The 13,271-nt window shown below is 70.5% G+C and carries 11 protein-coding genes; 7 read left to right on the top strand and 4 right to left on the bottom strand.

All coding sequences use genetic code 11. From position 1 onward, the window contains the following. Positions 1 to 171 precede the first annotated feature (171 nt). Genes petA through J2S75_RS10660 form a run of 3 tightly spaced genes read left to right on the top strand, consistent with a single transcriptional unit; the run spans position 172 to position 2,893 of the window. Complete coding sequence (petA, locus tag J2S75_RS10670; RefSeq protein ID WP_244375627.1) at positions 172 to 732, top strand: ubiquinol-cytochrome c reductase iron-sulfur subunit; 561 nt, start codon at positions 172 to 174, stop codon at positions 730 to 732. A gap of 24 nt (positions 733 to 756) precedes the next feature. Then, complete coding sequence (locus tag J2S75_RS10665; protein ID WP_244375625.1) at positions 757 to 2,031, top strand: cytochrome b; 1,275 nt, start codon at positions 757 to 759, stop codon at positions 2,029 to 2,031. A 10-nt stretch (positions 2,032 to 2,041) separates the two neighbouring features. Further along, the gene (locus tag J2S75_RS10660; RefSeq protein WP_307019841.1) at positions 2,042 to 2,893 is read left to right on the top strand and encodes a cytochrome c1; all 852 of its coding nucleotides are present in this window, start codon (positions 2,042 to 2,044) and stop codon (positions 2,891 to 2,893) included. Positions 2,894 to 3,101: 208 nt separating this feature from the next. Here J2S75_RS10660 and J2S75_RS10655 read toward each other — a convergent pair whose 3' ends face one another. The 4 genes from J2S75_RS10655 to J2S75_RS10640 are packed head-to-tail and all read right to left on the bottom strand — an operon-like array spanning position 3,102 to position 5,837. Further along, complete coding sequence (locus tag J2S75_RS10655) at positions 3,102 to 4,313, bottom strand: CCA tRNA nucleotidyltransferase (protein ID WP_307019840.1); 1,212 nt, start codon at positions 4,311 to 4,313, stop codon at positions 3,102 to 3,104. Next, entirely contained in the window at positions 4,310 to 4,570 is a 261-nt protein-coding gene (locus J2S75_RS10650; protein ID WP_307019839.1) for a DUF6111 family protein, read from the bottom strand. Before J2S75_RS10650 ends, J2S75_RS10655 begins: the two co-directional genes overlap by 4 nt. Then, positions 4,570 to 5,244 (bottom strand): CoA pyrophosphatase, encoded by a 675-nt coding sequence (locus J2S75_RS10645; protein ID WP_307019838.1) that lies wholly within the window; start codon positions 5,242 to 5,244, stop codon positions 4,570 to 4,572. The genes J2S75_RS10650 and J2S75_RS10645 overlap by 1 nt, the downstream gene beginning before the upstream one ends. Continuing rightward, complete coding sequence (locus J2S75_RS10640; RefSeq protein WP_307019837.1) at positions 5,241 to 5,837, bottom strand: DUF1285 domain-containing protein; 597 nt, start codon at positions 5,835 to 5,837, stop codon at positions 5,241 to 5,243. Before J2S75_RS10640 ends, J2S75_RS10645 begins: the two co-directional genes overlap by 4 nt. Positions 5,838 to 6,097: 260 nt before the next feature. Between J2S75_RS10640 and J2S75_RS10635 the strand changes: the two genes are divergently transcribed. From J2S75_RS10635 to J2S75_RS10620, 4 genes are all read left to right on the top strand, one after another. Continuing rightward, positions 6,098 to 7,108, top strand: a complete 1,011-nt coding sequence (locus J2S75_RS10635) for an AAA family ATPase (protein ID WP_307019836.1) — start codon at positions 6,098 to 6,100, stop codon at positions 7,106 to 7,108. Positions 7,109 to 7,162: 54 nt separating this feature from the next. Next, entirely contained in the window at positions 7,163 to 8,110 is a 948-nt protein-coding gene (locus J2S75_RS10630; protein ID WP_307019835.1) for a DUF58 domain-containing protein, read from the top strand. After that, entirely contained in the window at positions 8,107 to 10,998 is a 2,892-nt protein-coding gene (locus J2S75_RS10625; protein ID WP_307019834.1) for a DUF4159 domain-containing protein, read from the top strand. Before J2S75_RS10630 ends, J2S75_RS10625 begins: the two co-directional genes overlap by 4 nt. 166 nt (positions 10,999 to 11,164) lie before the next feature. Then, positions 11,165 to 13,237: a hypothetical protein gene (locus J2S75_RS10620; RefSeq protein WP_307019833.1), complete on the top strand. Its 2,073-nt coding sequence runs from the start codon at positions 11,165 to 11,167 to the stop codon at positions 13,235 to 13,237. The last annotated feature ends 34 nt before the right edge of the window (positions 13,238 to 13,271 follow it).

Genomic DNA, 13,271 nt, shown 5'->3' with positions numbered 1-13,271 from the left:
CCGCACTGGGTTCATCTGGACAAGGGACGGCCCGGATGCAATTAGAGGCAATCGAAGGTAGGGTCGGCCGCGTGCCACGCGGACGCCTGCCTGTTTCGTGCGAGCGCTGGGCGCCGCGACGGACGGCGGGCCGAGGCAGCGGTGACGGGTTCGAGGGGAAAGGAAACCATCGTGGCAGCAACTGAGACGGCGGGTACCACGCGCCGCGACTTTCTCTACATCGCCACCGGCGCCATGGGCGCGGTCGGCGCCGCCGCACTCGTGTGGCCCTTCATCTCCCAGCTTCAGCCCGACGCCTCAGTCCTCGCGCTGTCCTCCACCGAGGTGGACCTGTCGCAGGTCGCCGAAGGCCAGATGGTCACGGTGAAGTGGCGCGGCAAGCCGGTTTTCGTGTGGAACCGCACGGAGAAGGACATTGCCGAGGCCAAGGGCGTGCAGCTCACCGCGCTGCTCGACCCGATCGCCCGCAATGCCAATCTCGCGGCGGACGCCCCGGCGACCGACGAGAACCGCGCCGGCGAGGGCCACGAGAAGTGGCTGGTCGTCATCGGCATCTGCACCCATCTCGGCTGCGTGCCGATCGGCCATTCCGGCGAATATGACGGCTGGTTCTGCCCCTGCCACGGGTCGGAATACGACACGGCCGGCCGGGTCCGTCGCGGGCCGGCGCCGACCAATCTCGAAGTCCCGCCCTACAAGTTCGTGTCCGACACGAAGATCTCCATCGGCTGAGCCGGCGTTCAGGGATATTCAAAGATGAGCGGACATTCCACGTTCGAGCCGAAGCACCCGGCGCTCAAGTGGTTCGAGAGCCGGCTGCCCCTGGTCGGCCTGATCCATTCCTCCTTCGTCGCCTATCCGACGCCGCGCAACCTGAACTACTGGTGGACCTTCGGCGGCATCCTGTCGCTGATGCTGGTCTGCCAGATCCTGTCGGGCGTGGTGCTGGTGATGCACTACACGCCGCACATCACGCTGGCGTTCGATTCCGTCGAGCACATCATGCGCGATGTCAGCTATGGCTGGCTGATCCGCTACATCCACTCGAACGGCGCCTCGATGTTCTTCATCGCGGTGTACATCCACATGTTCCGCGGCCTCTATTACGGGTCCTACAAGGCTCCGCGCGAGGTGCTGTGGATCCTCGGCTGCATCATCTATCTGCTGATGATGGCCACCGCCTTCATGGGCTATGTGCTGCCGTGGGGCCAGATGAGCTTCTGGGGCGCCACCGTCATCACCAACCTGTTCTCCGCCTTCCCGGTCGTCGGCCCGACCATCGTGGAATGGCTGTGGGGCGGCTTCTCGGTCGATAACGCGACGCTCAACCGCTTCTTCTCGCTGCACTATCTGCTGCCCTTCATGATTGCGGGCGTCGTCGTCCTGCATGTGTGGGCGCTGCATGTGGTCGGCCAGAACAACCCGACCGGCGTCGAGCCGAAGAGCGCCAAGGACACCGTGCCCTTCACCCCCTACGCGACCATCAAGGACGCGTTCGGCATGGTGTGCTTCCTCATCTTCTTCGCCTGGTTCCTGTTCTACATCCCGAACTATCTCGGCCATGCCGACAACTACATCCCGGCCAACCCGCTGGTGACGCCGGCGCACATCGTGCCCGAATGGTACTACCTGCCGTTCTACGCCATGCTGCGCGCGGTGCCGGACAAGCTCGGCGGCGTGCTCACCATGTTCGGCGCGATCATCGTGCTGTTCTTCGTGCCGTGGCTCGACACGTCGAAGGTGCGCTCGGGCGTGTACCGTCCGCTGTTCAAGCAGTTCTTCTGGATCTGGATCGCGGTGTGCATCGGTCTCGGCTGGCTCGGTTCCAAGCCGGCGGAAGGCGGCTATGTCATCGCCGGCCGCATCCTGACCATCTACTACTTCGCCCATTTCCTCATCATCCTTCCGCTGCTCGGCCTGTTCGAGAAGCCGAAGGCGGTGCCGGCCTCCATCACCGAGGCCGTGCTGGGCAAGAACAAGGGCGCGGCACCGGCCTCGGCGGGCGTCTCGGCGCCGCAGACCAAGGGTTGAGCGGATCATCATGAGCACCACCATGTCCTTCCGTTCCACCCTTCTCCGTCCGCTCGCCGTCGCCGCGCTGGCGTTCGGCCTGGCCGCCCCGGCGCTCGCCGCCGAGGGCGCGCCCAAGCCCCCCCGCGAGGAGTGGAGCTTCGCCGGTCCGTTCGGCACGTTCGATCAGGCGCAGCTGCAGCGCGGCTTCCAGGTGTTCAAGGAAGTCTGCGCCTCCTGCCACGCGGCGCACCTGTTCTCGTTCCGCAACCTCGCCCAGCCCGGCGGCCCCTCCTTCAGCGAGGCGCAGGCCAAGGCGGTGGCGGAGAGCTACCAGGTGCAGGACGGGCCGAACGATGCGGGCGACATGTTCGACCGCCCCGGCCGGCTGTCCGACCGCTGGCCCTCGCCCTTCCCGAACGAGCAGGCGGCCCGCGCCTCCAATGGCGGCGCCTACCCGCCGGACTTCTCGACGCTCGCCAAGGCGCGCACCTATGAAGTCGGCTTCCCCGGCTTCCTGATCGACATATTCACCCAGTATCAGGAGCAGGGCCCGGACTACATCCACGCCCTGCTGGTGGGCTATGAGGAGCCGCCGGAGGGCTTCACGCTGCCGGAAGGCGCGCATTACAACAAGTACTTCCCCGGCCACGCCATCAAGATGCCGCAGCCCATTTCCGACGGGCAGGTGACCTATTCCGACGGCTCGCCGGAGACGCTCGACCAGTATTCGCGCGACGTGACCGCCTTCATGATGTGGATGGCGGAACCGCATCTGGAAGCGCGCAAGCGCATCGGTTTCCAGGTGATGATCTTCCTCATCATCTTCGCCGGCCTGCTCTACTTCACCAAGAAGAAGGTGTGGAAGGACGTCGCTCACTAAAGCGACCGCCTCCCGCCAGACGCCGACACGCGAAGGGCCCCGCTAGGGGCCCTTTTGCATTTGTGCCGCCCCTCATCCCCCGGCTTGAGCCGGGGACCCAGCCTTGCCGCCGCTCCACCACTCACATCTCAGCCCCGGGGGGAACCGTCTCTGGGTGCCCGGGTCAAGCCCGGGCATGAGGGAACGGAAGCAGCCAACGGGTGGACGTTCAGCCCACGGCCTCTGTGACGATCTCCGCCAGAGCCGCCTCGCCGGAGGGGAAGCCGGCCTCGACCCAGGCTTCCTCGGCCCGCCTCAGCGCCGCCCCGAGCGCCGGGCCGGGGGTCATGCCGCGCGTGAGGAAATCCGCCGCCTTGAGCGGAAACACCGGCAGCGGCCAGCCGGCGGCGATCGCGGCCAGAGCGCGCCAGCCTTCATCGTCGAGCGGCGCCCCGGAGCGGGCGAAGGCGATCAGCGCCCGGTCCTGAAACGCCTGCCGGCCCATGCGGTACAAAAACGCCTTCTGCCCCTTCTCGCACATGCCCGGCGTCGGCGCCGGGCCGGCAAGCGCCGCGAGCCGCGCGGCCTCCGTGTTGGAGAGCCGCAGCCCCTCGCGCAGCGCCTCCGCATCCGCCGGGGCCCGCACGGCGAGCGCACCGAGCCGCCGCACCGCGTCGGGCGGCAGCCCCAGCGCCGCCTCCACCCCGGCGAGGCGGGCGAAGGTGGTGTCCTCGCCCTCCCGCCCCAGCACCGGCGCCAGCAGCCCCGCCGCCTGCATCTGCGCCAGCGTCTCGGCGGCGCGGGGGGCGACGAGCAGCTTCATCACTTCCGCCCGCACCCGCTCGCGCGAGAGCTGGTCGAGCCCGGCGCGGTGGCGCGCCGCCGCCGCCAGCGCATCCGCATCGAGCGCTCCCCGGCCGAAAGAGGCGTGGAAGCGGAACAGCCGAAGGATGCGTAAATAGTCTTCGCGGATGCGGGTGTCGGCATCGCCGATGAAGCGCACACGCCCGGCCTTCGCATCCGCCACGCCGCCGACGAGATCGACCACCTCGCCGGTGCGGGTGAGGTAGAGCGCGTTCATGGTGAAGTCGCGCCGCTGCGCGTCATGCTCCCAGCTGCGGCCGAAGACGACGCGCGCCCGCCGCCCGTCGGTCTCCACATCCTCGCGCAGCGTGGTCACTTCATAAGGCTCGCCCTCGGCGATGACCGTGATTGTGCCGTGCTCGATGCCGGTCGGCACCGGTTTCAGCCCGGCGGCGTGGGCGCGGCGCGTGATCTCGTCCGGCAAGGCGGTGGTGGCGATGTCGATATCGGCCCGCAGCCCGCGCCCGATCAGCCAGTCGCGCACCGCGCCGCCGACAATACGCGCCTCCTCGCCCGCGCCATCGAGCGCGGCGAGCACGCGGGCAAGGCCGGGACGGCCTTCGACGAGCGGGTTCATTCGATATGCCCCGGCACCATCACCCCGTCCTTCCAGGTCGGCGGCACATAGCGGCCGGTGGTCGGCCCGCGCGAGGAGGATTCCAGCACGTAGAGGCTGCCCGCCACCAGCAGCACGGCGATGATGGAACAGCCGATCATCGCCCGCAGCGACCAGCCGGAAAGCCAGGAATCCACCTTGCGGCCGTAGCGCAGATAGAGGGCGAAGGCGAGGAAGGGCAGAACGAACAGCGCGAGCTGGGCGAGGATACGGGCCATCAGGCGTAGATCCTCTCATAGAGGCTGCGCAATATGCCGGCGGTAATGCCCCAGATGCGGCGTTTCTCATAGGTCATGGCGTGGAAGGTGCGCACCATGCCGAGCCATTCGCGGCTTTCGCGCTGGTGGTTGCCGTCATTCATCAGGAAATCCAGCGGCACCTCGAAGGCTTCGTCCACCTCGCCGGGGTTGAGCGTCAGCCCGAAATCCGGCTGCACCAGCCCCACGACAGGCACGATGCGATAGCCGGTGCGGGCGAGATAGGGGTCGAGATAGCCGAGCGGGTCGACGAGGCCCGGCGCCAGCCCCACCTCCTCCTGCGCCTCGCGCAGCGCCGCGCCGAGCGGGCCGTCGTCCTCGGGGTCGATCTTGCCGCCGGGAAAGGCGATCTGCGCCGCATGGCTGGAGAGATGCGCCGAGCGCAGGGTGAGCAGCACGGTCGGCCGCTCGCGGGCGATGATCGGCACCAGCACCGCCGCCCCGCGCACGGGGCGGGCATCGACCAGCGCGCGGAATTCCGGCGTCAGCTCATGGTCGCCGCGCACCGGGTCGCCATCAAGATCGGGCACGGCGAGCAGGCGGGCGCGGGCGCGGGCGAGAAAGTCGCCGAGGTCGAGCGGCGCCGCGTCGGTCGTCTCCGGCAGGGTCAGCACGTTCACAGGCAAGGCGTTCATCCCTCCGCGTTCAGCTCTTCGTCGGGCGCCAGCGCGAAGAACGCCCCGCCCGAGGCGACGCCGAAGACGCGCCGCCCTTCTACCACGCGCGCCTCCGCCCGCTCGGCGAGATCGAGGAAGACGGCGCGGGTCAGCCGCGCCCACAGGCCGCGACGGATATAGACATAGGGTCGCGGCTCGCCATCCGCCCGTATGTCGACCCGCAGCGGATGGTCGCGGTCGCAGGCGACAACATCGTCGAGATTGGTGCGGAAGACGAGGCGCGGCGCCCCCTCCCCCACCCCTTCCGGCTCCACCGCCATCGCGACGGCGAGGAAGGGCGCGTCCTCCACCCGGATGCCCAGCTTCTCCACCGGCGTCACCAGCACATGGCGCTCCCCCTCGCGCCTCAATACCGAGGCGAACAGGCGCACCAGCGCCGGCCGGCGGATCGGCTGGCCCTCATGGTGCCACCCGCCCTCGCGGTCGATCACGATGTCGATGTCGCCACAATCGGGCGGATTCCACCGCTCCACCGGCGGCAGGGCTTGCGCGGGGCTGTTTCCGAGCGCGCGCACCAAATCGTCAATCCGCGCGGAAGCTTCTGAAGTCATGGGGAAATCCCTGTCATACGCATGCAATCGCGCAGTCGTGATCCCCCGCCCGATAGTCGACGCGGTTGCAGGATAGCGTAAGCTCAGCCCTGCGGAAGCCCAAGCCGGCGCGCGAGTCCCTCGCGCGGTTGTGCGTTCCACGCGTTGCACTCGCTCGTGTTGCAGCGCACAATCGGCACGGGGCGGAAGCGACGGGGCGTCTCGCGGTGCGGCCTTCGGGCCGGACGGGGACGCGGGATTTGGAATTGCAGGAGCACGCCATGACATCCGCCACCGGCGAGAATTTCGAATCCCTCGATGACATGATCATCCGCACGGCGGAATCCACCGCCGCCAATGTCCGCGCCGCCCGGGCCGGCATCGGCGCGGTGATTTTCGGCCAGGAGGCGGTGGTCGAGCGCACGCTCATCACCCTTCTGTCAGGCGGCCATGGTCTCTTGGTCGGCGTGCCGGGCCTTGCCAAGACCAAGCTGGTGGAAACGCTCGGCGTGGTGCTGGGGCTCGACGCCCGGCGCGTGCAGTTCACGCCCGACCTCATGCCCTCCGACATTCTCGGCGCCGAGGTGCTGGAGGAAAGCGCCGGCGGGCGCCGTTCCTTCCGCTTCATTCCCGGCCCGGTCTTCGCCCAGCTCCTGATGGCGGACGAGATCAACCGCGCCTCGCCCCGCACCCAGTCGGCGCTGCTGCAGTCGATGCAGGAAGGCCATGTGACGGTCGCCGGCGTGCGCCATGACCTGCCAAAGCCCTTCCATGTGCTGGCGACGCAGAACCCGCTGGAGCAGGAGGGCACCTATCCCCTGCCCGAAGCCCAGCTCGACCGCTTCCTCATGGAGATCGATGTCGATTACCCCGACCGCGATTCGGAACGGAAGATCCTGTTCGACACCACAAGCGCCGAGGAAACCAAGCCGCGCGCGGTGATGACGGCCGAGGAACTCGCCGCCGCCCAGCGGCTGGTGCGCCGGCTGCCGGTGGGCGAATCCGTGGTCGAAGCCATCCTCACTTTGGTCCGCTCCGCCCGTCCGGGGTCGGAGGCGGGCGACCTCTCCAAGTTCATCGCCTGGGGCCCCGGCCCGCGCGCCTCGCAGTCGCTGATGCTGGCGGTGCGGGCCCGCGCGCTGCTCGACGGGCGCTACGCCCCGTCGGTGGACGATGTGGTGGCGCTGGCCGAACCCGTGCTCAAGCACCGCATGGCGCTCACCTTCGCCGCCCGTGCCGATGGCGAGACGGTGCCGGGCGTGATCGCCAAGCTGGCGAAGCGGATCGGCTGAAGCTGTTTGTGACGGCGGCGCGAGCCGCCAAGCGTGTGACGGAGACCTGACCGGGTGGAATTCGACGCCGATACCGCCGTGCGAGGCGCCGCGCAGGACGCGGCCGGCCTTGTCGCGGCCATGCCCCGGCTGGTGCTGGAAGCACGCCGCATCGCCGCCAGCGTCTATCACGGCCTGCACGGACGCCGCCGCGCCGGCACGGGCGAGAATTTCTGGCAGTACCGCCGCTTCAACGATGGCGAGCCTTCCGCCCGCGTCGACTGGCGCCGCTCGGCCCGCGACGATCATCTCTATGTCCGCGAGCGTGAATGGGAAGCCGCGCACACGGTGTGGATCTGGCCGGACCTCTCGGCCTCCATGGTGTTTGCCTCGCCTCTGGTGTGGGAGACCAAGCGCGACCGCGCGCTCGTGCTCGCCTTCGCGCTGGCGGACCTGCTGGTGCGCGGCGGCGAACGCGTCGGCATTCCCGGCGTCATGCGGCCTTCCGCCTCGCGCCGCATTGTCGAGAAGATGGCGGAATCGCTCATCCATGCCGCCAGCCTGCCGCAGAGCCTGCCGCCCGCCTTCGCCCCCTCGCCGCTGGCGGAAGTGGTGCTGCTCGGCGACCTCTGGAGCCCGACGCGGGAGGTGGTGGCGAGCCTTGGCGGCCTCTCCTCCTCCGGCGCCAACGGCCATGTGGTGCAGGTGTGCGATCCGGCGGAAGAGACCTTCCCCTATTCCGGCCGCGTCGAGTTCCGCGAGCCGGAAAGCGGCGCCACGCTGACCATCGGCCGGGCCGAGACGGTGCGGGCGGACTATGTCGCCCGCGTCGGCGCCCATCGCGACGCCATTCGCCGGGAGGCGGAGCGCCATCGCTGGAGCTTTCTCGTCCACCGCACCGACCGGCCGGCGAGCGAGGTGCTGCTGGCGCTGCATGCGCGGATGAGCGGCGGCCTTGGCGCCGTGCCGCCGCGCGAGGGCGCCGCTGACGAGACGGGGCAGATTTCGGGGCATCTGGCATGACCGGACTGTTCGGGCTGCCCCTCGCCTTCGCCACCCCGCTGCTGCTCACCGCGCTCGCCGCCCTGCCGCTGCTGTGGTTCCTGCTGCGGCTCGTGCCGCCGCGCCCGCGCAAGCTGGCCTTCGCGCCGATGCGCCTGCTGCTCGACATTCCGCCGAAGGAGGAAACCCCGGCCCGCACGCCATGGTGGCTCACCGTGCTGCGCCTCCTGCTGGCCGCGCTCATCATTCTCGCCGCCGCCGGGCCGATCTGGAATCCGCCCGTCGCCGGCCCGGCCTCCTCCGGCCCGGTGGTGCTGCTCATCGATTCCGGCTGGCCCGCCGCCGCCGGCTGGTCCGCGCGCCTCGCCAGCGCCGAGGGCGTGGTCGCCGATGCCGATCTCGAAGGGCGCGGAATCATCCTCATCCCCACCGGCGAGCCGCCGCTGGAGCCGCGCGTCATGGCGCCGAACGAGGCGCGCGAGCGGCTGCGCACGCTCGGCCCCGCGGCCTTCGTGCCCGACCGCGCCCCCGCTTTCGCCAGCCTGGCCAAGGCGCTGGCCGCCGCCCCGGAGGCGAGCGTGATCTATCTCTCCGACGGCGTCGCCCTCGACAGCGCCGGCACCGCCCCGGCCGATCTCGCCGCCCTTGTCGGCAACCGCCCGCTCACCACGCTCATCGATGGCGTCACCGAGCCGCTGGCGCTGGCGGCGGCCGACAATGCGGTGGACGCGCTCACCGTGAAGGTGCTGCGCGCCGGGCGCGAGAGCACGCCCCGCGCCGGCATGGTGCGCGCCTATGACATGCGCGGCCTGCCGCTGGGCGAGGCGCCCTTCGCCTTCACCGCCGGCGCCGGGGAGAGCGAGGCGCGCTTCGACCTGCCGGTGGAGATCCGCAACGAGGTGGCGCGGCTCGACATTCGCGACAAGGCCTCCGCCGGCGCGGTGCAGCTGCTCGACAAGCGCTGGCGCCGCCGCACCGTGGGCGTCGTCTCCGGCGTCGCCGCCGACCAGCGCCAGCCCTTGCTCGCACCGTCCTATTACCTCACGCGGGCGCTCGCCCCCTTCGCCGATATCCGCACCGCCGAAGGCACCTCCACTGCCGAGGCGGTGGACCGCTTCATCGAGCAGAAGCTGCCGGTGATCATCCTCTCCGATGTCGGCACCCTGCCGGCGCAGACGCAGGCCCGCCTCGCCCGCTGGGTGGAGGGCGGCGGCGTGCTCATCCGCTTCGCCGGCCCGCGCCTCGCCAATGGCTCGGACGAACTGGTGCCGGTGACGCTGCGGCGCGGCGGGCGGGTGCTCGGCGGCTCGCTGTCCTGGGAACAGCCGCAGGCGCTGGGCGGCTTTTCAGCTGACGGCCCGTTCCGCGACGTGGCAGTGCCGAACGACATCACCGTGAACCGCCAGGTATTGGCCGAGCCCGACGGGCTGCTCGCCGCGCGCACCTGGGCGACGCTCACCGATGGCACGCCGCTCGTCACCGGCGAGCGGCGCGGCGCCGGCACGCTGGTGCTGTTCCACGTCACCGCCGACACGTCGTGGTCGAACCTGCCGATCTCGGGCGCCTTTGTCGAGATGCTGCGCCGGGTGGTGGCGCTGGGCGGCGCCACCGCCAGCGAAGCCGCGACGGACGCGGCCGGCGGGCCGGTGCTGAACGGCGAGACGCTCGCCCCCACCCGCCTGCTCGACGGTTTCGGCGCCTTCCGCCCGACCCTGCCCACCGCCAAGGCGATCCCCGTCGGCTATCGCGGCCGCGCCAGCGCCGACCATCCGCCCGGCTTCTACGGCCCGCCCGATGGGCTGGTGGCGGTCAACGCCCTGTTGCCGCGCGACCGGCTGGTGGCGCTGGACCTCTCCGCCCTCGGCCGGCTGGAGCCCTACCGCGACGCCGCCCCGCGCGATTTGCGCGCGCCGCTGCTGGTGGCGCTGCTGGCCCTTTTGCTGATCGACGCCATGATCGTGTTCCTGCTCGCCGGCGGTGCCTCCCGCCTCACCACCCGCCGGACTGCCGGAGGAGCCGCCGCGCTGCTGCTGGCGCTCGGCCTCGCCACCGGCGCGCCCGACCCCGCCCATGCCCAGCCCAAGCCGGTGAACCCGCCGCTCGCCCAAAGCGCCCCGGCAGCCGCTGCGCCGGAAAAGCCGATGACGCCGGGTGAGATCGACTTCGCGCTGCAGGCGACCAATTCCACCCGCCTCGCCTATGTCGTCACCGGCGATGCCGAGACCGACGCGGTCAGCCGCGCCGGGCTGAAGGGGCTCACCGATTTCCTCGGCGAGCGCACCGCGCTGGAAGCCGGCGAGCCGATGGGCGTCGACCTCGCCACCGACGAACTGTCGTTCTTCCCGCTGCTCTATTGGCCGATCGTGCCCGGCACGGAGCGCCCGAGCGCGCAGACCCTGGCCCGCGTCGATGCCTTCATGAAGCAGGGCGGCACCGTCATCTTCGACACGCGCGACGCCGAGACCACTTTGCCCGGCTCCAGCGGCGCCGGTTCGCCCGCCAATGCGACGCTGCGCGCCATTCTGGAAGGGCTCGACATTCCCGAACTGGAGCCGGTGCCGCGCGACCATGTGCTGACCAAGGCGTTCTATCTCCTGCGCGATTTCCCCGGCCGCTTCACCGGTGGCACCACTTGGGTGGAGGCGCTGCCCGCCGCCGACGAGGCCGAGGAACGCCCGGCCCGTGCCGGCGACGGCGTGTCGCCGGTTGTCATCACCTCCAACGACCTCGCCGGCGCCTGGGCGCTGGACGAGTACGGCCAGCCCATGCTCCCGGTCTCCGATGGCGGCCCGCGCCAGCGCGAACTCGCCTTCCGCGCCGGCGCCAACCTCGTCATGTATGTGCTCACCGGCAACTACAAGGCCGATCAGGTGCATGTGCCGGCGCTGCTGGAAAGGCTGGGGCAATGAGTTGTTCTCAGCTCGCCCGTCCCGCCTCCCTCTCCCCGTCGGAGAGAAGTGGCCCGCGCAGCGGGTCGGTGAGGGGCGACGACGTTGCCGGTGGGCGCAGCCCCCTCACCCCATCCCTCTCCCCCGAGGGGAGAGGGGGTAACACCCGCGCCGACGGATGCCTCCCATGAATCTCGGCCTCGCCTTCGATCCGCTGATCCCGCTGCCCTGGCTCATCGCCGCGGCGGTGATCGCCAGCGCGGTGGCGCTGCTGGTCGTCGTCTCGCGCACGCGCGGCTCGCTGCTGCGCGCGCTCGCCATTGCGCTGGCGGTGCTGGCGCTGGCCAACCCCTCGCTCACCCGCGAGGAGCGCGAGCCGCTCTCCACCGTGGTCGCGGTGGTGGTCGACCAGAGCGCCAGCCAGGATTTCGGCGAGCGCACGCAGATGACGCAGGCCGCCCGCGCCGAGCTCGACAGCCGCCTCGCCCGGCTGCGCGAACAGGGCGCCGAGATCCGCTTCATCGACGCCGGCGGCGGCGCCGGCGAGGTGGACGGCACGCGCCTGTTCACGGCGCTGTCCGCCGGCCTCGCCGATGTGCCGCCCGAGCGGGTGGCCGGCGCCATCTTCCTCACCGACGGGCGTGTGCACGACATTCCCGCCACCGTCGCCGCCCTCGGCTTCCGCGCGCCGGTGCATGCCATCATCTCCGGCCATGAGGGCGAGCGCGACCGCCGCGTGGCGCTCACCTCCACCCCGCGCTTCGGCATTGTCGGGCAGAACCAGACCATCGGCTACCGCGTCGAGGACGAGGGCGCCCCGGCCGGGGCGCGCGTGTCCGTCACCGTGCGCCGCGACGGCGAGGTGGTGGCACGGCCCATCGTCACATCGGGCCAGCCGGCGCAGGTGGATGTCGAGATCACCCATGCCGGGGCCAACATCGTCGAGATCGAGGCCGCCGGCTTGGAGGGCGAACTCACCCCGGTCAACAACCGCGCCGCCGTCTCCATTGACGGCGTGCGCGACAAGCTGCGCGTGCTGCTCGTCTCCGGCGAGCCGCATGTCGGCGAGCGCACCTGGCGCAACCTCTTGAAATCCGACGCGAATGTCGATCTCGTCCACTTCACCATCCTGCGCCCGCCGGAAAAGCAGGACGGCACGCCGATCAACGAGCTGTCGCTCATCGCCTTCCCCACGCGCGAGCTGTTCCAGCAGAAGATCAAGGATTTCGATCTCATCATCTTCGACCGCTACGCCCAGCAGGGCGTGCTGCCGATGATCTATTTCGACAATATCGTGCGCTATGTGCAGGAGGGCGGCGCGCTGCTGGTCTCCGCCGGCACCGACTACATCTCCGACGGCTCGGTCTATTACACCCCGCTCGATTCCATCCTGCCCGCCGGCCCCACGGGGCAGATGACCGAGACGCCCTACCGCCCCCAATTGACCGAGGCCGGCCAGCGCCACCCCGTCACCCGCGCTCTGCCGGGCTCGGAGAGCACGCCGCCGGCCTGGTCGCGCTTCTTCCGTCTGGTCGACACCGACGCCGCGCGCGGCACCAGCGTGATGGACGGGCCGAACGGCAAGCCGGTGGTCCTGCTCGACCGCGTCGGCGAGGGCCGCGTGGCCTTGCTGCTGTCTGATCATTTCTGGCTGTGGGCGCGCGGCTATGAGGGCGGCGGCCCGCATATCGACCTGCTGCGCCGGCTGTCGCACTGGCTGATGAAGGAGCCGGACCTGGAGGAGGAGCGGCTGCGCATGGTGGCCAGCGGCGGCGACATCATGGTCGAGCGCCAGACCATGGGCGACAGCGCCCCGCCCGTCACCATCACCACGCCCACCGGCGCCACCCGCCGCGTGACGCTGGAACCCGCCGCGCCCGGCCTGTTCCGCGTCACTTTCCCCGCCGACATGCTCGGCCTGTGGCGCGCCAGCGACGGCACTCACACGGCGCTGGTGAATATCGGCCCGCTCAACCCGCTCGAATTCGCCGAGGTGACCTCGACCACGCAGACGCTGCGCCCGATCCTGGAAGCGACCGGTGGCGGCGTCTGGCGCATGGCGGACCTCGCCGGCCTCGTGCCGCGCGTCGTCGCGGTGCGCTCGGGCGAGCGCTTCGCCGGCGAGGACTGGATGGGCCTGCAGATGCGCGAGGTCTCCGTGGTGCGCGGGCTTGGCCTGTTCCCGCTGTTTGCCGGCCTGTCCGGCCTGCTCATCCTGCTCGCCGGCGTCGCCGCCGCCTGGGCCCGCGAGGGGCGGTAAGCCCCGCGCGAACGGCTGCCCTCTTCATGAGCCG

It is taken from the genome of Ancylobacter polymorphus, from assembly GCF_030813495.1.
Taxonomy (GTDB): Bacteria; Pseudomonadota; Alphaproteobacteria; order Rhizobiales; family Xanthobacteraceae; genus Ancylobacter; species Ancylobacter polymorphus.
The sequence above is the reverse complement of the archived record's forward strand: the minus strand, read 5'-3'. Positions and strand labels throughout refer to the sequence as shown.